Raw genomic sequence first — 22,293 nt, 5'->3', positions numbered from 1 at the left:
GTTGTCAGCAAGCCGAGCAATATATTTTAAGCGTGGGTTTGGATCTAGCTAAAAACCCGGATTAAGCGGTTTTAGTGACGTAGATCACATTGCTATTCTAAGTGGAATTTCAATTAACGCGTTGTTATATAATGATTAATTTTCAATATCCAGCTAATAACGCAGGTAAACTAATTGATCGATTAACGGGACTAAATGCTTAACCATTCATCATATAAATAAAACAACTTGGTTATATTTAAAGCGACAAGGTTACGAAATTGTTGATATTTATCTTGTGGAAGTTATCGCTATTTATCATATAAAAGGGTTGTTAGACGTAGAGAGAAAGTATTATCACTTCAGATTCTTTCCTGTTAGAGGAATAAGTCTGACAAACTGTTGCAATTTATTAACCTGACATTGGGTGCGGATAAAGAAATTAGCGAATCAATTGCACGTTATTTGTTCGTCTTTGAAGGATGATAAAGAGCAGAATGAAGCCTACCGTCGGCAAATACCGACGGTGAAGTGCAGATTAAAAACGAATGGCTATCGCATTTTCGGTGAAAAATTCCGCAAACTGTGGGTCAGGCTGGCGATCGGTGATCACGCGGTCGAAATGGGTCAGTGGACCGATACAGGCAGGTTTGGTTTTGCCGAATTTGCTGTGATCTGCCACCAGGATCTTTTGTTGCGACATCTTAAGGGCCCGGTGCTTCATTTCTAACTCATCAAAGTTAAAACAGGTTGCGCCATGCTGCAGGCTCAGTCCGGCGGCGGAAATGAAGGCGATATTAGGGCAGATATGATCCAGCTCGTTGTGGCGGCCAACCGCCGTGAAAATGTAGTTGTTCGGTCGGAATTCACCACCGCACAAAATCACTTTACAGTTGGGTTTGTCCTGCAAGGCTAGGAAGGTGTTGAGCGAGTGGCACACTGCGGTAAAGACCAATTCATCAGCGATGGCATCTATGATCGCCGGGGTGGTGGTGCCGCAATCGAAGAATACCGTGTCATTTTCGCCGATCAGCGCTGCAGCGAGCAAACCGATACGGCGTTTTTCGGTGACTTGCTTGGCTTTTTGATCGGATACAAAGTAGTTGGTCACGCCGTTACTGCGTGGATCTGCCACAACATAACCACCCAGTAATACCACGGCAGCGGGTTCCGCGCTGAGATCGCGGCGGATGGTCATTTCAGAAACGCCCAGCAGCACGGCGGCTTCTTTTAAATGGATCTTGTCAGAGCGCTTTAACGCTTGCACTAACCGGTTGATACGTTCTTCGCGCCGTGTTTCCATCTGTCTGTCTTCCCGCAGGGTTAAGAGCCAATATAGTAGGCCGTGTCCCATCATTGCCCGCAACGCGAAGGCGTTGACCCTTTGAAGGCACGTTTACGTTTCGAGCGGCTTTATGTTTCACGCGTTACTCTACGATCAGTGCCCACATGCAGTGACGGGGTACAGCCTCGGTTTTCTCTAGGGCCAAACACACAAATGCGGGGTAATAAGTGGCCAGCTATTGGCTGGACATATTACCCCGCATCAGATTATCACGGCGCGCGCCCGATATTGGGGCGCCTCAGGTTATCAGTAGCTGCCTGCGGCAGCCTGATCACCGGAAACGATTGCTACGCCAGAGCTGGTGCCGATACGAGTAGCGCCTGCTTTAATCATCTTCTCGGCGGTTGCGCGATCGCGCACGGCGCCGGATGCTTTAACACCCATCTCACTGCCTACTGTGGCACGCATCAATTTGACATGCTCTTCACGAGCACCACCGGTGCTGAAGCCAGTAGAGGTTTTAACGAAAGCCACATCGAGTTCGCGACACATTTCACAAACCTGAACGATCTGTTCATCGCTGAGCAGGCAGGTTTCCAATATTACCTTCAACGGGATCGCCGCGCAAACCTCGCGCACTGCGGCGATGTCAGCTTTGACTTCTTCCAGCAGGCCGCTTTTCAACCAACCCACGTTGATCACCATGTCAATTTCTTGCGCGCCAGCGGCAATAGCCGCTTTGGCTTCGAAGGCTTTGGCTACGGTCAGGCCGGCACCCAGAGGGAAGCCAATGACAGAGCAAATTTTCACTTGGCTTTCTTGCAGCAGATGTGCAGCCAACGGCACATAGCCTGAGTTTACGCAGACGGCGTAGAAATTGTGCTGTTGTGCTTCTTCACACAATTTGGCGATTTGCGCTTCAGTGGCATCCATTGCCAGCAAGGTATGGTCGACATAACGGGCGTAATCGATGTTTTCGGTAGTCATCTTGATTCCTTATTGACGTTTAAACAAAGCATGATGTGAGTAATGTTAGAATAATAACATTGCAATGCCGTTAAACATAGTGGTGTTTTAAAAATGAAGCACAGATCATCGTTTTTAGGCTGTTTGGTGTGTAACATACGGGGTGTTTAATGTTACTTAAATAACATTTAATATTGAGTACAGGGTTACCCACGTGAAAAACCAGGGGGAAAGAATGAATATAATGATAAATCTGGCGCCAGAGCAGTTTAGGGCACAACCGGATGAGATTTTCCGCAATACGGATTTTGTTGTTACAGCGTTCAGCACCGAAGAAACAGGGGAAGTGCTGATGCTGGCAAACAGCCGTGGTGTGTTAAGCGTGCTTCCTTTCCGTGATCTGACGATTTGGGATGCCGATTTTGATGGCTACTCATTAAAGTCAGGTCGCCGTAGCACCAGATTTGTCAGGAGAAAACTGGAGGGCAGTTCTGCTTTTCATTCACCCTGGCCGTATCAGGAAGGTTCAGTAGTAAGTAAACAGAAGGTGTGGCTGCAGATAGACGGCCAGACTCTGTCGCTTTATGCGTCGGGAGAACCCGCAGATCAGCGATATCGGCTGCGCCCGGCCGTGCGGTTGGCGGCTGACAGCGCACAGTTCACCCTTGAAATGCATATCACCAACCTTGCGGATGAACCCTTGCCGATCCGTTACGTATGCCAGCTTAACTATGGCTGTATTCCTACTGCGATTTTTCGGCAGAATTTGCCTGTGCTGGCCCTGGCACCACCGGGCCATATTGCTGAACAAGGGGTCTTGTGTTCAGACGATCTGTCACTGTATGTCGATCAGGCCGAGTTCTTTATGTTGGCTTCAAAAGGCCGGCGTTATGTCACGCGCTTTTCCACAGCGCAGTTCAACTATGGTTTACGCCCTGTAACGCAACAGGGGGGCCTTCACGCATTCAGGTTTATTCAACCTGCGACGTGCCGCCCGCACGGAAAGAGTCAATTGCCGGGGATGATGTTAGCCGTGGGAAAAACGCGAGAGTTTTGTGTGACGACCGGGGTGGTGTGAGAGCAGGGGCTACGTTGCCCCTGCCGGAATGCGCAAGGGCTTATTCTTTCACCCAGCCCTTACGGATAGGGAAGGCAAACAGGAAACGGTACAGGCGTGCCAGTTTGGTGGCGATGATGTCACCAAACAGGTTCCATACCAGCTGGGCAAACAAGCAACCGACCAGGCCAAGCAGGAAGCCGCCTACCATGTCCAGCGGCCAGTGCACGCCAAGATAAACCCGGGACCATGCAATACCCCCTGCGACGATCAGCAACAAAATACCTGACCAGACCCGATGCCAGAACAAGAAGGCCAGGGCGAAGGTAAAGATAGCGGTTCCGTGATCGCTGGGGAATGAACTGTCCGGGGCATGCGCCAGGAAGGTGTAGCCGACACCTGCAACAAAGGGTCGTTCATGTGGCAGCAGCATGCCGATAGTGGCGGCGGCAAGCATGGCAAATAACAGAGCTATCGTCGTTTTTGCAACCACTTCACGCTGTGATACCAGCTGGCTCTGCGGCCCCCACAGCCATAACCCAATGATCAGCGCTGGCACGATAATGATCAGATCGCGCGCCAAAAAGGTGGCAACATCAATTAACCACTCGGGGGACGCCGGGGTCGCATTGATCCAGGCGAAAAGTAGATGATTCAACTGCTCCATAATATTTACCTCGTCTTGCGGCGGATAAAACCGCTTACCGTCCAATAAACAGCCAATTGGCTGAACCAAACCCACCAACCTGCCCATAGGTTATGGGTAAGAAAATGTGCACCGCGCATCACCTGACCAAAACCCATCAGCATGCCGAGCGTAATACCGCCAAACCAGCACCAGTAAGCCAGGCGCGGGCGTTGTGGATAAAACAGGAAAAACAGTGCCATTACGGCAAAGCCACTGGAGGCGTGACCACCGGGGAAGCAGCGTCCCGGTCCAGGTTCTGCAGGTACCGTGCCGAAGAGTGGGAAGGACATTGCTTTGCCACCGTACTCGATCAAATCCCACGGGCAGGAATGCGCGCTGGTGGCTTTCAGGATCCCAACGACCAATGGCCCTATACCGATCAACACCATAGTGACGATCATGCGCGGGTTACGGCGGTAGATTCCCCAAAATAGCGCCAATACTGCACCGGTAATGACACTGATTTTCAGCAAGCGGTGGTTAATCAAATCCAGCCAGTGATTGTTCTGCCAAGGGAAATGCCCACTGGCAGGATCGAACCAGTCATTGCTGATTGCCCAGTCAAGTTGCTCGTTGCGTGAAAGCCACAGGAACAACAAACCACTGACGATCAATCCCAAAACCTGCCAACGGTAAAAGGATGCTGGCAGTGAGTAAAGGGCGTTAGTCTTAATTTGGGATGTTGTTGAGGATTGATTTAATGAAGGTTTTGGGTTCACACGCTGACTCAGTGACATCAATAGATAGTCGTACTGTAATAATTCTGTCTTAAGAAAACCTTAAATGCAGCAGAGAGTTGGCGTCAGAAAGCGGTAGGCGAGAGCACCGCTTTCGGCTAAGGTAATCGTTTGCTTTTTTATTGGGATGATGTGGTGATGACTAGAAAATTAAATCTTGCGCTGTTGGTTGCGTGTAACACGTTTTTTTCACCGTTGGCTATGGCGCAGCAGAGCGTTGCTGCTGCGCCTATTGTCGTGCAGGGCGCAATGCCAGTGGAGGCGGAGCGTTTTGCCCAGCGTCTGGACAACCCGCGTGAAGAGCAGATTGGCGGCTGGCGTTTTTGGCAGGGTACGGTAGACGGCTATCCCGTGGTGGTGTCGGAAACCCTGAAAGGCATGTCTAATGCCGCGGCGGCTACAGCGATTGCAGCGACTCATTTTCATCCGGTGGCGATCATCAATCAGGGGACCGCGGGGGGGCACGACCCGGCACTGAAGGTGTATGACATTGTGTTGGGTAAGTATTCGGTCAGCCTGGGTGCGTTTAAGACCCCGAAGAAAGCGGCCGGCGAAGGCAGCGACTCACGACAGTGGCAGCCGATGGATCTGTTGGCGTCAAAAGGCAGTGCGGGTGAAGATAAAAATGCCCACACGATCCGTCAATTCCCGGCAGATGGCAAACTGTTGGCTGTCGCTGAGGGAGTTAAAGACAGCTACACCCAAGGCAAGGTGGTTGAAGGCGTGATTGGGTCCGCCGATGTCTGGAACAGCGAGCTGGACCGCATCAGTTTTTTCCACGCCAATTATCATACCTCGGTTGAAGAGATGGAAACGGCCTCAGCCGCACAGATTGCTGCCGCCTTTAACATTCCGTTTATTGGTATTCGCGTACTGTCGAACAATATCACTAATCAGGGTAAATACGACCCACAGACGGGCCTTGCGTGCCAGGATTATGTCTATCAGGTCGTTAAGGCTTATATAGCCAAAAACGCACCTCAATAATGATTTATCCCAGATAATGGTTATTGTCGGGTTTTTGTCACTGACCATTACACATTGTAAAGAAGATTAAACTACTGGCGGGCTTGTCGGTAGTGTATTAGTTTATGAGCGGTGAGCTTAATAAACTGTAGGGATAAAACATGAACAAGGTATCTGTCGTATTTTCCGGCCTGCTGATGGCCGTTTCTGCCAGCGCCATTGCTGCCACCTCTGCCGAAGACACCGATATCAGCAAACAGCCGCTCGAGAAGGTCGCGCCATATCCGAAGGCTGAGAAAGGCATGAACCGTCAGGTCATTTACCTGCCGAAGCAGGAACATGAAGAAAATTTCAAAGTGGAACTGCTGATCGGCAAAACGCTGGAAGTGGACTGTAACCACCACATGATCGGCGGCACGCTGGAAAGCAAAACGCTTTCTGGTTGGGGCTACGACTACCTGGTATTGGAAAAACTGTCTGAGCCAGCGTCAACCATGATGGCTTGCCCAGATAATACCAAGCAGCAGAAATTTATCGCCGCCAACCTTGGTGACGCTGCCATGCAACGCTACAACAGCCGCTTGCCAATCGTGGTCTACGTACCGAAAGATGTGGAAGTGAAATACCGCGTATGGAAAGCGGAAGACACCGTGAGCAAAGCAGAGCAGAAGTAATATCGATACGAGCTAATCATTAGCTCAGCTAAGTAATTTCCAGAAAAAGGCCCGTCTTGGGAGTGCATTGTGCCGTTGGCAATGGCCCCCTTGGCGGGCTTTTTTTTGCTTATCGCACCCTGGTGCGAAGCCATAGAAAACGGCAGTAAAAGCCTGTAGTTTGGTGTCGATAAAAAAGGCAGGAGTCTACCGTAAGGCACAGAAAAACACGGTTAGCTTTATGCCTACTTACAACAGTAACATCCACCTGACTGGGCAAACATGACAAAATTAATTGAATTTAACGCCATCGTTGAAGCAGCAGAACGTTTATCTGGGAAGATTATTCGGACGCCAGCCATACCCGGTTCGAAACTGGCCGAAAAAATTCAAAGGCCAGTTTTTCTGAAACTGGAAAACACCCAGCTTGGTGGCTCTTTTAAGGCGCGGGGGGTGCTAAATAAGTTTTTGAAGCTGGCAGACAATTTCGAAAATAACCGGTTTGTTGCCGTGAGTGGCGGTAATTTTGGTATCGCGATAGCCGAGGCAGCGAAAATTTTTGCCGCTGACGTTACTATCATTATGCCGCCAAGCGCCCCTGCAACGGCTATCGACAGGGTTCGTGAGCTGGGCAGCGTCGTCATTATAGAAACCGATGTTCAGGCTGCGTTTGAGCGGGCTAAAGCATTGGCCAATGAAGGATATGTCGTCATCGATGATTGTAACGATTCGTTGATAGCTGAAGGGCATGGAACGCTCGCGCTTGAATTTATTGCCGATTGTCCTGAGTTGACCGATGTTTTTATTGCCGTTGGTGGTGGTGGCATGCTGGCGGGAGCGGCCACGGTTTTGAAAGCGATTAAGCCCGATATCCGAATTTGGGGTGTTGAAACGTCCGGCGCCAGTTCAATGCATCAGGCACTTCGCGCGGGTAAGCCTGTTAACGTTGAGATTACGTCGATTATTTCTACTCTCGGTGTACCCGTCATTGACGAAATGATGCTTGCCCATGCTCACGCTTATGTTGAGGACATCATTGTGGTATCGGATAAGGCCGCCGTGGAAGGTATGGTTGCGTTTGGCGAAGAGGCGAAGTTATGGGTTGAACTGGCATCTGGAACGCTCATACCTGCCGCTATGTCAATTGCCCCCACGCTGCCCGATAATGCCGTGATTGGGCTTGTCGTATGCGGTGGAAATATATCCCATCAAGATATGAGTAAATGGGTGAGCTACTCGCAAAGTCTCTGATTGATCGCATAAGCGTTTGGGCGATTATTTCAGCCGGTGATTTTCTACAGGCAACAAAAAACCCGATAGTCTTGAACCTAAAAAGGCGGGACTAACGGGCTCCACAAAATGGGGACATCAAAGAAAAGCAGTGGCACTAATTCAGACTACCCCCGGAAAGGAAAGTTCTCACCGGGGATAAAAATTTCAAAATATTTTTGCCACTGATTCATCTTCGTTGCTTATCAGTTAGCCGAAGATCCCCGGCCACAACACCACGATCAGCGAGCCTGCAAGGGTTAACAATACGTTAGCGATAGCGTAGGTCCCTGCATAGCCCAGCGCCGGGATATTGCTGCGCGCGGTGTCGCTGATGATTTCCATTGCCGGTGCGCAGGTACGGGCACCCATAATCGCACCGAACAGCAGGGCGCGGTTCATGCGCAGTACATAGGCACCGAACAGGAAACAGATCACCACGGGCACCAAACTGACGATGAGCCCTGCGATCAGCATCTGGCCACCTACCGCGCCCAGGCTATGGCCGATACCCGCGCCGGCGCTCAGGCCTACGCCGGCCATAAACACCATCAGGCCAAACTCTTTCACCATGTTCAGCGCACCCTGTGGGATATAGCCAAAGGTTGGGTGGTTGGCTCGCAGGAACCCGAGCATGATGCCGGACATCAGCAGGCCGGCAGCATTGCCGATGCCGAATGAGAAGTTGCTGAACTGAATGGTAATCTGGCCAATCAAGAGACCAATGATAAAGAACGCGCAGAATGCCAAAAGGTCGGTCACCTGGCTGTGGATGGAGATAAAGCCAATCTTCTCCGCCACGCTTTTCACCCGGCGTGCGTCGCCGCTGACTTGCAGCACGTCACCTTTATTGAGCACGATGCTGTCATCAATAGGCATTTCAATCTGGCTGCGGATCACTCGGTTAAGGAAGCAGCCGTGATCGGTCAGTTTCAACTGGCTCAGGCGCTTATTTACCGCATTGCTGTTCTTGACCACGATCTCTTCGGTGACGATACGCATGTCCAGCAAATCCCGGTCGAAGACCTCTTTGCCGTTGCGGAAGCTAGGATCCAGCCGTGCATGTGCGTCAGGATAGCCGACCAGCGAAATCTCATCGCCGACTTGAAGCACTGCGTCGCCATCGGGGTTAGCCAAAATGCCGTTACGGCGAATACGTTCGATATAGCAACCGGTCTGGCGATAGATACCCAGCTCGCGCAGGTTTTTGCCATCGGCCCAGGCGACTAATTCCGGCCCAACGCGGTAAGCGCGGATGACCGGCAGGTACACCTTACGTTGGCTGTCCGTGTCCAGGCCGCGTTCACGGGCAATCTGCTGAGCGGAGGTGGAGAGGTCTTGATGTTGTAGCTTGGGCAGGTAACGCGCGCCGAAAATCAGGCTGACCAGACCAATCAGGTAGGTCAGGGCGTAACCGAGGCTCAGATGATCTTGCGCCGCCAGAAGTGCCGGGCCGTTGGTAATGGTATTGCGTAGCGTATCGCCCGCACCCACCAGTACCGGGGTTGAGGTCATAGAACCGGCTAACATACCGGCGGTCAGGCCAATATCCCAATGGAACAGTTTGCCAAGACCAATGGCGATCACCATTGCCGAACCGACCATCACCAGTGCCAACATCAGGTAATTTTTGCCGTCACGGAAAAAAATTGAGAAAAAGTTCGGCCCGGCTTCCACGCCAACACAGAAAATAAACAGCATAAAGCCGAGGTTGAGTGCTTCTGTGTTAATGGCGAAGTGTTGTTGCCCAAGCAGTAACGAAACCACTAAAACGCCAATGGAATTACCGAGTTGAACGGAGCCCAAACGGACTTTACCGAGGCACAGCCCCAGTGCGAGTACCACGAACAGTAACAGGATGTAGTTACCGTTTAACAAACTAGCGACGTTTATGTTCACGTAGGATAACTTATTGTTTACCAGTAAGTGCTTGATATAAATAACTATAAGATATAAATTCAGTCAAAAAGCGACGTCATAAATAACTAACCAGCGGAAGGCGATTCGAACCATCGATCGGCGGCGTTTATTCTAGTCGCAATGGCGCGTGACAGCCAGCATAAAGCTGACTTCCTGCGCCGCCGTACGCATTTAACCCTCTTTAAGCCAAGGAAAAAGTTCAGTTCAGCGTTGCCGGTTTACGGCAAGGCGTCACGGGTTTTGTGGCACTGTTGATTTTTACGGCGTGGTAACGAGGTTAAACGGGAGGCGATGTGGCGAGTGAACGGTATTGGTGGGGGATTTTAAGCTGTTTTCTGCTGTTCAGCCTGGTGTATCTCGGCCAGCAGAGCGGGGCATTCGGCAGTACGGATCATGAACACCAGGGCGAAACGGGCCTGCTGCTGTTCGTGATACCCGGCGTTATCGCCAGCTATTTGTCGAGTAAAAAACGTATTCTCTGCCCGCTGCTGGGAGCGCTATATGCGTTGCCGCTGTGTCTCATCATCCGTCATCTTTGGCTAACGCCGTCCTCTTCGTTCTGGCAGGAACTGGCTTATGCCACCAGCGCGGTATTCTGGTGCGTATTCGGTGCGCTGCTGGCTTTGTTTGTACGCAGTTTGTTGCAAGCCTATCGGCACTGTCATTCCCGTGAACGGCAATAAAAAAAGGCGCTATCCGCGCCTTTTTATCGTTCTGTCTGAAGCTTACTGGAACAGATTCAGGTTTTCTTTAGCGTAGGCCTCGAAATCGGTGCAGCCGCCGATGTGTTTCTCATCGAGGAAGATCTGCGGTACGGTTTCTACTGGCTTGCCAACGGTTTTTTCCAGATCGGCCTTGGTGATGCCTTCAGCGTGGATATCAACATAACGGAAGTTGAAATCGTCACGTTCTTCAGTCAGTTTTTCCGCCAACTCTTTCGCACGGACACAATAAGGACAGCCTGGGCGCCCGAAGATAACTGCAAACATGCAACACTCCTTAGATTGATATTTAAATATGTAATCGCAACTGCAATGACATTCTGTCAGTCCAAAAAGACCAAAGCCAAGCATTACCCGCGTTAATGACGGTTACTATGCCCGTTGAGACGGCGAAAAAAAAGCAGGAATTACCTGTTAATCCAATTCATGTAACCGATTAAGCTGTCGGGGCTGTCGCCGCTGGTTGGAATTCACTACACTGGAGGCAGAGCTTTGGGAGAAGAAAAATATGCGTTCATTCGGTGACTTACCGCGTCCCGTGCTGGTGTTGGAAGGCCTGGGGATGCTGTTGTTGGTGCTGGCTTATCTGAGCATTCACAATCATGTCCAACTTCCGGGGTGGTTGGCGTCGCCACAGGCGGCGGTAGGCATGATCTTTCTCGGTATAGCGCTGATGGTACCTGCCGCCGCATTTCTGGTTTGGCGCGTGGTGCAAGGCTTTGGCCCATTGATGCGCGGTGGCGAACCACCGCAAAACGATCGCCGCAAACCCGAAGTGAAACCTATGCCAGATGATAAAAACGATCGTGAGCCGCGTGTCTGAGTGACCGCCGTCGGTGATATGCCTGTCTGACAGGTGATTGTCTTTTTGGGGTGACGAGTGAAAATTGCCATTCTTTCGCGCGATGGAACGCTGTATTCGTGCAAGCGCTTGGTGGAGGCGGCTGAACAGCGCGGCCACTGCATTGATATTATCGATCCGCTCTCCTGTTACATGAACATTAATCCGGCTGCGCCCACTATCCATTATCGTGGTCGTCAGTTAGAGCGTTATGACGCCGTCATCCCCCGCATCGGATCCGCCATGACCTTTTACGGCACTGCGGTACTACGTCAGTTTGAACTGTTGGGCAGCTACCCGCTGAATGAGTCGGTGGCCATTACCCGTGCGCGCGACAAGCTGCGTTCTTTGCAATTGCTGGCACGCCAAGGCATAGACCTGCCGATCACCGGTTTTGCGCATTCGCCGGACGATACCGGTGATTTGATTGAACTGGTCGGCGGCGGCCCGTTAGTGGTCAAACTGGTAGAAGGTACGCAGGGTATCGGTGTGGTGCTGGCGGAAACACGCCAAGCCGCGGAAAGCGTTATTGATGCATTCCGCGGCCTTAACGCTCATATCCTGGTGCAAGAATATATCCGCGAAGCGCAGGGCTGCGACGTGCGCTGTTTGGTCGTCGGCGGCAAGGTGGTAGCCGCCATCGAACGGCAGGCAAAGCCCGGCGAGTTCCGTTCTAATCTGCATCGCGGCGGCACGGCCCGCAAAGTGGTTATCACCGCCAAAGAGAGGGCGATGGCGGTGAAGGCGGCCACCACGCTGGGATTGGATGTTGCCGGGGTTGATATCTTGCGCGCGGACCGTGGCCCATTGGTAATGGAGGTCAACGCTTCACCGGGTCTGGAAGGGGTTGAAAGCACGACGGGGTTGGATATTGCAGGCATGATGATCGAGTATATCGAACAGCGTGGCAGACCGGGTTTCCGCCTGAAGTCGGGGGGGTAGGACACCGAACAGAATAGGCTTCTCTGCACGCGGTAACACGCCTTTTTCTCTGCCATATTTGCCCTAATAGCGAATTAAGCCGCATTGATCGTGGCATAGCGGGGCAATATTCCGTAAGCTATGCGCCTTTTCGTGTTTTGAATATTGTGAGGCTGGTATTATGGATTCACTCATTGTCCCTGATTTGGCGTTGTTGCGACGCTGGCTGGATCAATCGGGCATTTCATTCTTTGAGTGCGATTCTTGCCAGGCGCTGCACCTGCCGCACATGCAAAACTTCGACGGCGTTTTCGACGCCAAACTCGATCTGGTTGATAACGTGCTCCTGTTCTCCGCGCTGGCCGAAGTAAAGCCGACGGCGCTGATCCCGTTGGTGGCGGATCTGAGCCAAATCAACGCCAGTTCGCTGACCATCAAAGCTTTTGTTGATATCCAGGATGATAACCTGCCGAAGCTGATCGTTTGTCAGGCGCTGAGCATCGCCGTTGGCGTCACGCTGGAACAGTTCACCCACTTTATGCAGCAGGGTGAAGAACAAATCTCAATGGTCATCCTCGAAGCGCGGGCGAACGATCTGCTGTTTATGGGTGACGAAGAAGAGAACCCGGCTGCGGCTGACCGCCACCCAATGCTGCACTGATCTCCACTGTACATTATGTGTGCCGCCTCTCTGGCGGCATGCTGCCGTTATTCCCTCCTGCAATAATATATTCTGCGTTTCACCCTCTGTTGCCAGATATTCCTCGCCGTTTATGCCATTAATGGCGTATCACATAGAGAGAAACTGCATAAAAAATCGATAAAAACCGGTTTTAACCCCGGAGGCTGGTGCGTTTTGGCAACAGGGGTTATGCTGCTGATTCTGCTAAGGGCTTGCGATTCTCCAGGTGACCATGCGGGCGGGGCAGTTGAAAAAGGTACATGCAATCAACTGCATAGCCATTCAATCCGCGGTTGCAACTATTGCGCTCGATCAGGAAAGGTTTTGTATCGATTCCGATACAAGTTCAATTCTATGATTCACCCCTGTTTTGGAGGTAGTTACGGATGGTCACCCAACGTAAAAAGTGGTTATCGGGTGTTGTTGCTGGCCTGCTGATGGCCGCGTCCGTCACAGCGTCAGCCGAGGAAAAAACGCTGCACGTCTATAACTGGTCCGACTATATTGCGCCGGACACCTTAGCTAAATTCCAAAAAGAAACCGGTATTAAGGTCGTGTATGACGTCTTTGACTCCAACGAAGTGTTGGAAGGCAAGCTGATGGCAGGCAGCACCGGTTATGATTTGGTCGTACCTTCATCCAATTTCCTCGAACGTCAGTCGCAAGCAGGCATTTTTGAGCCGCTCGACAAGAGCAAAATACCGAACTACAAAAACCTTGATCCAGAGATGCTGAAGCTGGTGGCTCATAACGACAAGGATAACAAGTACGGCATCCCTTACATGATGGTGACCACCGGTATCGGCTATAACGTTGATAAGGTCAAAGCGGTGTTGGGCAAAGATGCACCGGTCAACAGTTGGGATCTGATCCTTAAACCGGAAAATCTCGAGAAGCTAAAAAGTTGTGGGGTTTCCTTCCTGGATGCGCCAAGCGAAGTTTACGCTACCGTACTGCATTATCTGGGCAAAGATCCTAACAGCACCAACGCTGCGGATTACACCGGTGCGGCAAACGATCTGCTGCTCAAGCTGCGCCCGAACATCCGCTATTTCCATTCTTCCCAGTACATCAACGATCTGGCGAACGGGGATATCTGTGTCGCGATCGGCTGGTCCGGTGACGTCATGCAAGCCGCCAACCGTGCCAAAGAGGCGAAGAACGGCGTGAACATTGCTTACGCCATTCCGAAAGAAGGCGCGCTGACTTACTTTGATATGTTTGCCATGCCGGCAGATGCCAAAAGTAAAGATGCTGCTTATCAGTTCCTGAATTTCTTGCTGAAACCGGACATCATGGCGGATATCAGCAACCACGTTTACTACGCCAATGCGGTCAAGGACTCTACGCCGCTGGTGAACGCCGAGGTGCGTGATAACCCGAACGTGTATCCGCCAGCGGATATTCGCGCCAAGCTGTTCACGTTGAACGTACAGTCGCCGAAACTGGACCGCGTCATTACCCGTGCCTGGACTAAAGTTAAAAGCGGGAAGTAATACTCAGGGCCCAGTATATCGGGCCCGGTTTTCCCTGTTGTTTTGACCAGCAGGCGGGTGTTTCCCGCTTCGTTGCCATTTTGGGCCATGGCAATCGCCGTGGTTTTTTGTCCTGTTTTGCACCGGAGAGCACCCCGATTGAACGACGTCATCCCTCGTCCTCAAGCCAAGTCGCAGAAGGTTTTCACCCCTCTGCTGGAAATCCGTAACCTCACCAAAACCTTTGATGGCCAAAACGCGGTCGAAGACGTCAGCCTGACCATCTATAAAGGCGAAATATTTGCATTATTGGGCCCTTCGGGCTGCGGCAAGTCGACGCTGCTACGTATGCTGGCCGGCTTTGAACAGCCGACGGAAGGGCAAATAGTGCTCGATGGGCAGGATATGTCGCACGTGCCACCTTACCAGCGGCCGATCAACATGATGTTCCAGTCCTACGCGCTGTTCCCGCACATGACGGTAGAGCAAAACATCGCCTTTGGCCTGAAGCAGGACAAAATGCCTCGTGCGGAAATTGCCGGCCGGGTCGCCGAAATGTTGTCGTTGGTGCATATGCAGGAGTTCGCCAAACGTAAGCCTCACCAACTCTCCGGTGGTCAACGTCAACGCGTGGCCCTGGCACGTAGCCTGGCGAAACGACCAAAGCTGCTGCTACTCGACGAACCTATGGGGGCGCTGGATAAAAAGCTGCGCGATCGGATGCAGCTGGAAGTGACGGACATTCTTGAGCGTGTCGGAGTGACCTGCGTAATGGTGACGCACGATCAAGAAGAAGCCATGACCATGGCAGGCCGTATAGCCATTATGAACCGCGGTAAATTTGTGCAGATTGGCGAGCCGGAAGAGATCTACGAGCACCCGAACAGCCGCTTTAGCGCGGAGTTCATCGGCTCGGTCAACGTATTTGACTGTGTGCTGCAAGAGCGCCATGACGATGCCTTGATCCTGCAAAGCCCCGGCTTGCGTCACGCGATCAAGGTTGACTCTGATGCCTCGGTGGTAGACGGCGTACCGATCCAGGTCGCGCTGAGACCAGAAAAAATTATGCTGTGCGAAGACGTACCGCAAGATGGCTGCAACTTTGCCGTAGGTGAGGTTGTGCACATCGCCTATCTCGGTGATTTGTCTATCTATCACGTGAAATTACTCAGCGGCCAGATGATCAGCGCCCAGTTGCAGAACGGCCATCGTTTCCGCAAAGGGATGCCGACCTGGGGTGATGAAGTGCGTCTGTGCTGGGAAGCCGACAGCTGTGTCGTGTTGACGGTGTAGAAGGTGGGGAATAATCATTATGACAATGCTTGCTGAACGCACGCCGCCGGAACCGCCGGCGAAAACGCCCGGTCCATTGAAAGCGCTGTTCCAGCGCCTGCAGATGGCCCACGGCCGCAAGCTGGTAATTGCGGTGCCGCTGCTGTGGCTGACGTTATTATTCCTGCTGCCGTTCCTGATTGTGTTCAAGATAAGCCTGGCAGAACTGGCGCTTGCCGTTCCACCCTATACTGACTTGATGAGTTGGGCAGAGGGTAAGCTGGATATTGCACTCAACTTTGCCAATTACCTGCAACTGACCGACGACCCGCTGTATGTGGATGCTTATTTGCAATCGTTGCAGGTAGCGGCGGTGTCGACCCTGTGCTGCTTAATCATCGGCTATCCGTTGGCGTGGGCAGTGGCACACAGCAAATCGTCAACCCGCAATATATTGCTGCTGCTGGTGATCTTGCCGTCGTGGACCTCGTTTTTAATCCGGGTTTATGCCTGGATGGGCATCTTGAAAAACAACGGTATTCTTAACAACTTCCTGTTGTGGTTGGGTGTCATTGATCATCCACTGGTGATTTTGCACACCAATTTGGCGGTGTATATCGGCGTTGTGTATTCGTATCTGCCGTTTATGGTGTTGCCGATTTATACCGCGCTGACAAGGTTGGATTACTCGTTGGTGGAGGCTTCCCTCGATCTGGGGGCCAAACCGTTGAAAACCTTTTTCAGCGTGATTATGCCGTTGACGCGTGGCGGCATTATTGCCGGTTCGATGCTGGTGTTTATCCCTGCGGTCGGCGAATTTGTCATTCCTGAACTGCTGGGCGGACCCGACAGTATTATGATTGGCCGGGTACTGTGGCAGGAGTTCTTTAATAACCGCGACTGGCCGGTGGCCTCGGCGGTTGCTACCGTTATGCTGCTGCTGTTGATCGTGCCAATTCTCTGGTTCCACAAGCACCAGAACAAGGAAATGGGGGGGCAGGGATGAACAATTTGCCGGTAGTTCGTTCACCATGGCGCATTGCTATTTTGGTCATTGGTTTTACATTTTTGTATGCACCGATGCTGATGCTGGTGGTTTACTCGTTCAACAGTTCCAAGCTGGTGACGGTGTGGGCAGGCTGGTCGACGCGGTGGTATGTTGAGCTGTTCCATGATTCAGCGATGATCAGTGCCGTCGGGCTAAGCTTGACGATTGCTGCTGCCTCGGCGACCGCCGCCGTGGTGCTTGGCGCTCTGGCGGCCGTGGTTATGGTGCGTTTTGGCCGTTTCCGCGGTTCAACCGGTTTTGCCTTTATGCTGACAGCCCCTTTGGTTATGCCGGACGTGATCACCGGCCTGTCGTTACTGCTGCTGTTTGTGGCGATGGGGCATGCGTTTGGCTGGCCGTCGGAGCGGGGCATGTTTACCATTTGGCTGGCCCATGTCACTTTCTGTACTGCTTATGTATCCGTGGTGATCAGTTCGCGCCTGCGTGAGTTGGATCGCTCTATCGAAGAAGCCGCCATGGATTTGGGCGCGACGCCGCTGAAAGTGTTCTTTGTGATCACCTTGCCGATGATTGCCCCTGCACTGATCGCCGGTTGGATGTTGGCTTTCACCCTGTCATTGGACGATCTGGTTATCGCCAGCTTTGTCGCCGGGCCGGGTGCCACCACCTTGCCGATGTTGGTGTTCTCCAGCGTACGCATGGGCGTTAACCCAGAAATTAACGCGTTGGCAAGTTTGATTCTGCTGGTGGTTGGGGTTATTGGCTTGATTGCATGGTGGTTTATGGCGCGCTCGGAAAAACAGCGATCGCGCGAATTACAAAAGGCTGCCCGTAGCTGAGTCTGAGCAAACCTGCTATTTTTGCAATAATTGGTATTGCAATTGATTACCTGACTTTATATACGCCGTTTGAATAGCCCCAATCAAGGTTAATTGCCGCGTTATGAGCGGCAGTTTGAAAGGGGCAGTGGCGTTTCGTTACGGAACATGGACATGTCAGACATGCTGAACAGCAGGCAGGGAATGGGAACGACTTCAGATGCGCCAGTACCGGTGATGGTTGCAGGTACCGCGATGGTCGCTATCAAATGCGTCAGCGTGCTGTTGCTGTTAGGTGAGCTCGGCGTCGACGGCGCGCAGGAGTTTGTCAGCACCAGTGCGCAGGCCTGGGATTCCACCTTGATCTTTCTGGCGGGTTTGTTGCTGCTGTGTCTGCAAATCAGTTGTGGTTTCGCAGTGATGCGTGGCCGCAATTGGGGACGTTGGATCTATGTCATCTGTCAGTGTGTTGTGGTTGGCTATTTGCTGCTCGCCACCATTGGCAGCTTTCTGCCGGAAGTATTTACCGTTGAGGGTGAAAGCAGTGGGCAGATCCTGCACGAACTGATCCTGCAAAAAATCCCTGATGTTGTCATTCTGGCATTGCTGTTTATCCCTGCGGCCAGCCGCCGGTTTTTCGCTGCACGTCATTGAGGTTTCATACCCGGCGCTTTCCAAACCGTCACGTTGCTGGCGGCAACTTGAAAGCTATAGGGTATAGCGGCGCAGAGTGCTAAACTCTGCGCCCTTAATTCTTGATCCTGAACCTAGAGTACTTTTCATGCATTGCGCTTTGTATACGGCGGGCACTTGCCGTTCCTGTCAGTGGCTGGAAAAGCCTTACCCGCAGCAACTGACAGACAAACAGCACCATCTGCAATCACTGCTGACTGGCCGTGATGTCGCACAGTGGCTGGAGCCGATTGCCGGCAAGCAGAGCGCATTTCGCAACAAAGCCAAAATGGTGGTCAGTGGCAGCGTAGAACGCCCGTTGCTCGGCATGTTGCATCGTGATGGCACTCCGGTTGATCTCAGCGCTTGTCCGCTTTACCCCGCCAGTTTTGCCCCGATGTTTGACGTGCTGAAAAGCTTTATCGCTCGGGCCGGTCTGACGCCTTACAACGTGGCGCTTAAGCGCGGCGAGCTAAAATATCTGTTGTTAACTGAAAGCACCCATAGCGGAGGCGTGATGCTGCGTTTTGTGCTGCGTTCAGAGACGAAACTGGCGCAGTTACGTGCTGCCCTGCCGTGGTTAAGGCAACAGCTGCCGCAGCTCAGGGTGATCTCTGCCAATATTCAGCCGGTGCATATGGCGATTATGGAGGGGGAGCGTGAAATCCCGCTGACAGAGTTGCAGGCGTTGGAAGAGCAGTTTAATCAGGTGCCGTTGTATATTCGCCCGCAAAGTTTCTTCCAGACCAATCCGCAGGTGGCTGCCGACCTGTATGCCACAGCCCGCGACTGGGTGCGCGCATTAGGCATCAACAGCATGTGGGATCTGTTCTGCGGTGTGGGGGGCTTTGGTCTGCACTGCGCGCAGCCGGAAACACGTTTGACGGGGATCGAGATCAGCGCAGAAGCGATTGCCTGTGCGCGCCAGTCGGCGAACGCCCTGGGTTTGCAACATGTTGATTTTCAGGCACTGGATTCAACGCAGTTCGCCACCGCTGAAGGCCGTGTACCGCAACTGGTGTTGGTCAATCCGCCGCGACGTGGCATTGGCAAGGCATTGTGTGACTATTTAAACCTGATGGCGCCGGGCTATATTTTGTATTCGAGCTGCAACGCCGAGACGATGGCGAAAGACATTGAGATGTTGCCGGATTACCGCATTGAACGCGTGCAACTGTTCGATATGTTCCCCCATACCGCCCATTACGAAGTGCTGACGCTGCTGGTACGCCATTAAAGAACGTTGTGGGGACAGGGCGTGGTATGCCACGCCCTGGAAAGATTTTACTGCGGGAACCACTTGTCGTTGATGGCTTTGTAAGTGCCGTCGGCCTTGATGGCGTCCAGTGCGGCATTCAGCTTGGCCAACAACGCCTGGTTGTCCGGGCGTACGGCAATGCCCAGACCGGTACCGAAGTATTGTGCATCGGTAACGTGCTCACCGACCGGTGCCAATTGCGGGCTGTTCTTCAACCATTCATTCACTACCGCAGTATCACCAAATACGCCGTCGATACGGCCGTTTTTGAGTTCGAGAATGGCATTCTGGTAGCTGTCGTAAGAGACGGTGTTAATCTCTGGGTGCTTATCCTGCATGTATTTCTGATGGGTAGTGCCGTTCTCCATGCCGATCTTTTTGCCTTTCAAATCTGCCAGCGAGCTGAATTTGCCTTTTTGGGCAATCACAATTGCTGAGTTGGCATAATAGGGTTGAGTGAAGGCAACTTGCTTGCTGCGTTCTGGCGTGATGTCCATACCGGAGATCACCGCATCGTATTTTTTGAATTTCAGCGCAGCGATCAGGCTATCGAACGCCTGGTTGGTGAAGGTGCATTCAGCCTTCATTTGTTTGCATAATGCGTTAGCCAGGTCGATATCAAAACCCACAATTTTGTTGCTGGCATCCAGCGATTCGAACGGGGGATAGGTGGCTGAAGAGGCAAAGCGAATGGTCTCTGCGGCACTGGCGTTAAAGGCAATACCAGCGAGTACTGTGGCGGCCAGTAATAGTTTTTTCATGCGTAAAGCTCCTGTCTGTAAGCCTGCGTTTTTTTATGTCGTCGCCGCTTGATTTTACTGACAATAACCCAAAGGTTTTGGCGGCTGTTGGTTGGCATTTACCCTGCCATTTTATGAATTAATATGCAATATAAATGATTAAAAAATTATCGAGAGGCATAAAAAAGCCCTGCGCAATGGCAGGGCGTTGAGACGGCCTTTCAGCATGCTCAGTTGCGGCGCTCAAAGGCCAGCGCCCGGCGCTCGACCAAACGCATCAGTAACGTCAACAGACCATTAACGCACAGATACACCAGCCCGGCAGCACCAAACACCATCACATCGTAGGTACGGCCATACATCAGTTGGCTGTAGCCCATCACTTCCATCAGGGTGATGGTATAGGCCAGTGAGGTACTCTTGAATACCAGCACGACTTCGTTGGAATAAGAGGACAACGCACGTTTAAAGGCAAATGGCAGCAGGATACGCAGCGACTGCGTACGCGACATGCCAAGCGCTTCACAGGATTGCCATTGACCGGCAGGGATTGCGCGTACTGCCCCGTAAAACAGCTGCGTGGTGTAAGCCGCGCTGTTCAACGCCAGCGCGACCATCGCACAGAGCCACGGTTGTGACAGTAAGTCCCACAACCAGGGATATTCGCGGATAGCCGGGAACTGCCCTGGGCCGTAGTAGATCAGAAATATCTGCACCAGCAATGGTGTGCCAGTAAACAGCGTGATGTAGATCTTTACCAATGGCGTCAGGATCGGTGTTTTCAGCGTCAGGATCACCGTCAGTAACAGTGACAAAATAAGCGCCACGATCAGTGCAGTGATAGTCAATGTCAGACTGGTGTGCAGCCCTTTGATTATTTCTGGTAAGAACTCAAACATCAGGCTGGCCCCCGCTCAAAACGCGTGGTGCGCAGTTCGATGCGTTTGATGATGTACTGGCTTAACAGGGTAACCACCAAATAGATTGCCGCTGCAATGACGTACCAGGTGAAAGGTTCCTGTGTGCGCGTGGCGATGCTTTTAGTTTGCAGCATTAGATCGTTAACGCTGATCAACGATACCAATGCCGTATCTTTCAGCAACACCAGCCATTGGTTGCCCAAGCCCGGCAACGCGTGGCGCCACATCTGCGGCATGATCAAGCGAAAGAAAATCGCTGTGGTGCTCATCCCCAATGCCTGACCGGATTCCCATTGCCCTTGTGGTACGGCTTTCAGCGCTCCACGCAACGTTTGCGATGCATAGGCGGAATAGAGCAGGGCGAGTGCAATCACACCACACAGGAACGGGCTGACTTCGAAGTTATCAATCGCCAGTTGGACGGGCAGTTGGAACAGGCCAAAATTCAGGGTGAAGCCATCGGACAGCATCAAGAGCAGCTGCGATGAACCGAAATAGATGAACAGCACCACCAGAATTTCCGGCAGGCCGCGCAGCAGGGTGACCCAGGCAGTGCCGAGCCAGCTAACCACTTTCCAGCGTGATGACTCCCAGACGGCAAACAGCATCGCCAGGATCAGCCCAAGGATAAGGGCACAAACGGCAAGGCCGACGGTCATACCGGCGGCGCTTGCTAAAGGTTGAATTTCATTCATCGGGGTTGATTACTGCTGGAACCATTTTTTGTAGATGGTTTCGTAAGTCCCATCCTGTTTGATCTTGTCCAGAGCAGCGTTGAATTTGCCCTGAAGATCGGTGTTTTTCTGGCGAACGGCAATGCCCAGACCGGTGCCGAAGTAATCTTTGTCGGTCACTTTATCGCCCACTGCGCCCAGCGCCGCATTTTGCTTCAGCCATTCATTGACGACGGCAGTATCACCGAATACCGCATCAACGCGGCCGTTTTTCAGATCCAGAATGGCGTTCTGATAGCTGTCATAAGGCACGGTGGTGATTTCCGGGTGTTTGTCGGTCAGGTATTTCTGGTGAGTGGTGCCATTCTGCACGCCCACTTTTTTACCTTTCAGTGCAGCCACGTCGGCAACTTTGCCTTTCTGGGCGACAAACAGCGCAGAGTTATCGTAATAGGGTTTGGTAAACAGGACCTGTTTTTCACGTTCTGGCGTGATGTCCATACCGGCCATGACTGCGTCAAAACGCTTGAATTTCAGGCTTGGGATCAGGCTGTCAAAGGCTTGATTCGTGAAGGTACACTCAGCCTGGATCTCTTTACACAATGCATTGGCCAGGTCGACGTCAAAACCCTGGATTTTGTTGCCGGCGTCAATAAATTCAAATGGAGGATAAGACGCTTCGGTAGCGAAACGGATCGTTTCGGCTGCAGAGGCGGAAACGCTGATGCCAGCCAATACGGCGGCGATTATTAGTTTTTTCATCGCAAAC

The 22,293-nt window shown here is 52.1% G+C and carries 24 protein-coding genes; 14 read left to right on the top strand and 10 right to left on the bottom strand.

Annotated features, from left to right (window positions below):
• Positions 1 to 517 precede the first annotated feature (517 nt).
• Together deoR and deoC are read right to left on the bottom strand one after the other, a co-directional pair.
• Complete coding sequence (gene deoR / locus ACI2J2_RS09800) at positions 518 to 1,282, bottom strand: DNA-binding transcriptional repressor DeoR (RefSeq protein ID WP_209632503.1); 765 nt, start codon at positions 1,280 to 1,282, stop codon at positions 518 to 520.
• Between the two features lie 288 nt (positions 1,283 to 1,570).
• Complete coding sequence (deoC, locus tag ACI2J2_RS09795) at positions 1,571 to 2,251, bottom strand: deoxyribose-phosphate aldolase (protein WP_209632504.1); 681 nt, start codon at positions 2,249 to 2,251, stop codon at positions 1,571 to 1,573.
• A gap of 223 nt (positions 2,252 to 2,474) precedes the next feature.
• On the opposite strand from deoC, the gene ACI2J2_RS09790 reads away from it, so the two are divergent.
• Positions 2,475 to 3,308, top strand: a complete 834-nt coding sequence (locus tag ACI2J2_RS09790) for a hypothetical protein (RefSeq protein WP_265555355.1) — start codon at positions 2,475 to 2,477, stop codon at positions 3,306 to 3,308.
• A gap of 40 nt (positions 3,309 to 3,348) precedes the next feature.
• Here ACI2J2_RS09790 and ybjG read toward each other — a convergent pair whose 3' ends face one another.
• Together ybjG and ACI2J2_RS09780 are read right to left on the bottom strand one after the other, a co-directional pair.
• Complete coding sequence (gene ybjG, locus ACI2J2_RS09785; protein WP_209632505.1) at positions 3,349 to 3,954, bottom strand: undecaprenyl-diphosphate phosphatase; 606 nt, start codon at positions 3,952 to 3,954, stop codon at positions 3,349 to 3,351.
• 5 nt (positions 3,955 to 3,959) lie between these two features.
• Positions 3,960 to 4,712, bottom strand: a complete 753-nt coding sequence (locus ACI2J2_RS09780; protein ID WP_404759972.1) for a phosphatase PAP2 family protein — start codon at positions 4,710 to 4,712, stop codon at positions 3,960 to 3,962.
• A 138-nt stretch (positions 4,713 to 4,850) separates the two neighbouring features.
• Between ACI2J2_RS09780 and ACI2J2_RS09775 the strand changes: the two genes are divergently transcribed.
• The 3 genes from ACI2J2_RS09775 (at position 4,851) to ACI2J2_RS09765 (ending at position 7,582) form a co-directional block, all read left to right on the top strand.
• Positions 4,851 to 5,699, top strand: coding sequence for a 5'-methylthioadenosine/S-adenosylhomocysteine nucleosidase (locus tag ACI2J2_RS09775; RefSeq protein ID WP_404759971.1), 849 nt, complete (start codon positions 4,851 to 4,853; stop codon positions 5,697 to 5,699).
• A 140-nt stretch (positions 5,700 to 5,839) separates the two neighbouring features.
• Complete coding sequence (gene eco, locus ACI2J2_RS09770; protein WP_404759970.1) at positions 5,840 to 6,352, top strand: serine protease inhibitor ecotin; 513 nt, start codon at positions 5,840 to 5,842, stop codon at positions 6,350 to 6,352.
• A 261-nt stretch (positions 6,353 to 6,613) separates the two neighbouring features.
• The gene (locus tag ACI2J2_RS09765) at positions 6,614 to 7,582 is read left to right on the top strand and encodes a threonine/serine dehydratase (protein WP_404759969.1); all 969 of its coding nucleotides are present in this window, start codon (positions 6,614 to 6,616) and stop codon (positions 7,580 to 7,582) included.
• Between the two features lie 228 nt (positions 7,583 to 7,810).
• Here ACI2J2_RS09765 and ACI2J2_RS09760 read toward each other — a convergent pair whose 3' ends face one another.
• Positions 7,811 to 9,499, bottom strand: a complete 1,689-nt coding sequence (locus ACI2J2_RS09760) for an aspartate:alanine antiporter (RefSeq protein ID WP_209632510.1) — start codon at positions 9,497 to 9,499, stop codon at positions 7,811 to 7,813.
• 314 nt (positions 9,500 to 9,813) lie between these two features.
• Between ACI2J2_RS09760 and ACI2J2_RS09755 the strand changes: the two genes are divergently transcribed.
• Positions 9,814 to 10,203: an inner membrane protein YbjM gene (locus tag ACI2J2_RS09755; protein WP_404759968.1), complete on the top strand. Its 390-nt coding sequence runs from the start codon at positions 9,814 to 9,816 to the stop codon at positions 10,201 to 10,203.
• A 42-nt stretch (positions 10,204 to 10,245) separates the two neighbouring features.
• On the opposite strand, the gene ACI2J2_RS09750 is transcribed toward ACI2J2_RS09755, so the two are convergent.
• Entirely contained in the window at positions 10,246 to 10,509 is a 264-nt protein-coding gene (locus ACI2J2_RS09750) for a GrxA family glutaredoxin (protein WP_012006074.1), read from the bottom strand.
• A 241-nt stretch (positions 10,510 to 10,750) separates the two neighbouring features.
• Here ACI2J2_RS09750 and ACI2J2_RS09745 point away from each other — a divergent pair, with 241 nt between their 5' ends.
• The 9 genes from ACI2J2_RS09745 to rlmC all read left to right on the top strand — a co-directional run bounded on the left by ACI2J2_RS09745 (position 10,751) and on the right by rlmC (position 19,169).
• Positions 10,751 to 11,065, top strand: a complete 315-nt coding sequence (locus tag ACI2J2_RS09745) for a YbjC family protein (RefSeq protein WP_404759967.1) — start codon at positions 10,751 to 10,753, stop codon at positions 11,063 to 11,065.
• A gap of 57 nt (positions 11,066 to 11,122) precedes the next feature.
• The gene (gene rimK, locus ACI2J2_RS09740; RefSeq protein WP_404759966.1) at positions 11,123 to 12,025 is read left to right on the top strand and encodes a 30S ribosomal protein S6--L-glutamate ligase; all 903 of its coding nucleotides are present in this window, start codon (positions 11,123 to 11,125) and stop codon (positions 12,023 to 12,025) included.
• Between the two features lie 160 nt (positions 12,026 to 12,185).
• Positions 12,186 to 12,665, top strand: a complete 480-nt coding sequence (locus ACI2J2_RS09735) for a YbjN domain-containing protein (protein ID WP_209632514.1) — start codon at positions 12,186 to 12,188, stop codon at positions 12,663 to 12,665.
• Between the two features lie 407 nt (positions 12,666 to 13,072).
• The gene (gene potF / locus ACI2J2_RS09730; RefSeq protein ID WP_209632515.1) at positions 13,073 to 14,182 is read left to right on the top strand and encodes a spermidine/putrescine ABC transporter substrate-binding protein PotF; all 1,110 of its coding nucleotides are present in this window, start codon (positions 13,073 to 13,075) and stop codon (positions 14,180 to 14,182) included.
• Between the two features lie 138 nt (positions 14,183 to 14,320).
• Positions 14,321 to 15,454, top strand: coding sequence for a putrescine ABC transporter ATP-binding subunit PotG (gene potG, locus ACI2J2_RS09725; protein WP_209632516.1), 1,134 nt, complete (start codon positions 14,321 to 14,323; stop codon positions 15,452 to 15,454).
• A 19-nt stretch (positions 15,455 to 15,473) separates the two neighbouring features.
• Complete coding sequence (gene potH, locus ACI2J2_RS09720) at positions 15,474 to 16,439, top strand: putrescine ABC transporter permease PotH (RefSeq protein ID WP_209632517.1); 966 nt, start codon at positions 15,474 to 15,476, stop codon at positions 16,437 to 16,439.
• Entirely contained in the window at positions 16,436 to 17,281 is an 846-nt protein-coding gene (gene potI, locus ACI2J2_RS09715; RefSeq protein ID WP_209632518.1) for a putrescine ABC transporter permease PotI, read from the top strand. Before potH ends, potI begins: the two co-directional genes overlap by 4 nt.
• Positions 17,282 to 17,434: 153 nt before the next feature.
• Positions 17,435 to 17,914: a YbjO family protein gene (locus ACI2J2_RS09710; RefSeq protein ID WP_209632519.1), complete on the top strand. Its 480-nt coding sequence runs from the start codon at positions 17,435 to 17,437 to the stop codon at positions 17,912 to 17,914.
• A 127-nt stretch (positions 17,915 to 18,041) separates the two neighbouring features.
• On the top strand, positions 18,042 to 19,169 hold the full coding sequence (gene rlmC / locus ACI2J2_RS09705) for a 23S rRNA (uracil(747)-C(5))-methyltransferase RlmC (protein WP_404759965.1): 1,128 nt from the start codon (positions 18,042 to 18,044) through the stop codon (positions 19,167 to 19,169).
• 47 nt (positions 19,170 to 19,216) lie between these two features.
• Here the strand turns inward: rlmC and artJ (ACI2J2_RS09700) are convergent, their stop codons facing one another.
• From artJ (ACI2J2_RS09700) to artJ (ACI2J2_RS09685), 4 genes are all read right to left on the bottom strand, one after another.
• On the bottom strand, positions 19,217 to 19,951 hold the full coding sequence (gene artJ, locus ACI2J2_RS09700) for an arginine ABC transporter substrate-binding protein (protein ID WP_209632521.1): 735 nt from the start codon (positions 19,949 to 19,951) through the stop codon (positions 19,217 to 19,219).
• Positions 19,952 to 20,160: 209 nt separating this feature from the next.
• Positions 20,161 to 20,829: an arginine ABC transporter permease ArtM gene (gene artM, locus ACI2J2_RS09695; protein ID WP_209632522.1), complete on the bottom strand. Its 669-nt coding sequence runs from the start codon at positions 20,827 to 20,829 to the stop codon at positions 20,161 to 20,163.
• Positions 20,829 to 21,545, bottom strand: coding sequence for an arginine ABC transporter permease ArtQ (gene artQ / locus ACI2J2_RS09690; RefSeq protein WP_209632523.1), 717 nt, complete (start codon positions 21,543 to 21,545; stop codon positions 20,829 to 20,831). The genes artM and artQ overlap by 1 nt, the downstream gene beginning before the upstream one ends.
• Before the next feature lie 9 nt (positions 21,546 to 21,554).
• Entirely contained in the window at positions 21,555 to 22,286 is a 732-nt protein-coding gene (gene artJ, locus ACI2J2_RS09685) for an arginine ABC transporter substrate-binding protein (protein WP_209632524.1), read from the bottom strand.
• Positions 22,287 to 22,293 lie beyond the last annotated feature (7 nt).

It is taken from the genome of Serratia sp. NPDC087055, assembly GCF_044900985.1.
Classification (GTDB): domain Bacteria; phylum Pseudomonadota; class Gammaproteobacteria; order Enterobacterales; family Enterobacteriaceae; genus Serratia.
The sequence above is the reverse complement of the archived record's forward strand: the minus strand, read 5'-3'. Positions and strand labels throughout refer to the sequence as shown.

Bases quoted from the DNA above. Each gene is read 5' to 3' on its own strand.
- deoR (WP_209632503.1), bottom strand. From the start codon at position 1,282: ATGGAAACACGGCGCGAAGAACGTATCAACCGGTTAGTGCAAGCGTTA.
- deoC (WP_209632504.1), bottom strand. From the start codon at position 2,251: ATGACTACCGAAAACATCGATTACGCCCGTTATGTCGACCATACCTTG.
- ACI2J2_RS09790 (WP_265555355.1), top strand. From the start codon at position 2,475: ATGATAAATCTGGCGCCAGAGCAGTTTAGGGCACAACCGGATGAGATT.
- ybjG (WP_209632505.1), bottom strand. From the start codon at position 3,954: ATGGAGCAGTTGAATCATCTACTTTTCGCCTGGATCAATGCGACCCCG.
- ACI2J2_RS09780 (WP_404759972.1), bottom strand. From the start codon at position 4,712: ATGTCACTGAGTCAGCGTGTGAACCCAAAACCTTCATTAAATCAATCC.
- ACI2J2_RS09775 (WP_404759971.1), top strand. From the start codon at position 4,851: ATGACTAGAAAATTAAATCTTGCGCTGTTGGTTGCGTGTAACACGTTT.
- eco (WP_404759970.1), top strand. From the start codon at position 5,840: ATGAACAAGGTATCTGTCGTATTTTCCGGCCTGCTGATGGCCGTTTCT.
- ACI2J2_RS09765 (WP_404759969.1), top strand. From the start codon at position 6,614: ATGACAAAATTAATTGAATTTAACGCCATCGTTGAAGCAGCAGAACGT.
- ACI2J2_RS09750 (WP_012006074.1), bottom strand. From the start codon at position 10,509: ATGTTTGCAGTTATCTTCGGGCGCCCAGGCTGTCCTTATTGTGTCCGT.
- ACI2J2_RS09745 (WP_404759967.1), top strand. From the start codon at position 10,751: ATGCGTTCATTCGGTGACTTACCGCGTCCCGTGCTGGTGTTGGAAGGC.
- ACI2J2_RS09735 (WP_209632514.1), top strand. From the start codon at position 12,186: ATGGATTCACTCATTGTCCCTGATTTGGCGTTGTTGCGACGCTGGCTG.
- potF (WP_209632515.1), top strand. From the start codon at position 13,073: ATGGTCACCCAACGTAAAAAGTGGTTATCGGGTGTTGTTGCTGGCCTG.
- potH (WP_209632517.1), top strand. From the start codon at position 15,474: ATGACAATGCTTGCTGAACGCACGCCGCCGGAACCGCCGGCGAAAACG.
- potI (WP_209632518.1), top strand. From the start codon at position 16,436: ATGAACAATTTGCCGGTAGTTCGTTCACCATGGCGCATTGCTATTTTG.
- ACI2J2_RS09710 (WP_209632519.1), top strand. From the start codon at position 17,435: ATGTCAGACATGCTGAACAGCAGGCAGGGAATGGGAACGACTTCAGAT.
- rlmC (WP_404759965.1), top strand. From the start codon at position 18,042: ATGCATTGCGCTTTGTATACGGCGGGCACTTGCCGTTCCTGTCAGTGG.
- artJ (WP_209632521.1), bottom strand. From the start codon at position 19,951: ATGAAAAAACTATTACTGGCCGCCACAGTACTCGCTGGTATTGCCTTT.
- artM (WP_209632522.1), bottom strand. From the start codon at position 20,829: ATGTTTGAGTTCTTACCAGAAATAATCAAAGGGCTGCACACCAGTCTG.
- artQ (WP_209632523.1), bottom strand. From the start codon at position 21,545: ATGAATGAAATTCAACCTTTAGCAAGCGCCGCCGGTATGACCGTCGGC.
- artJ (WP_209632524.1), bottom strand. From the start codon at position 22,286: ATGAAAAAACTAATAATCGCCGCCGTATTGGCTGGCATCAGCGTTTCC.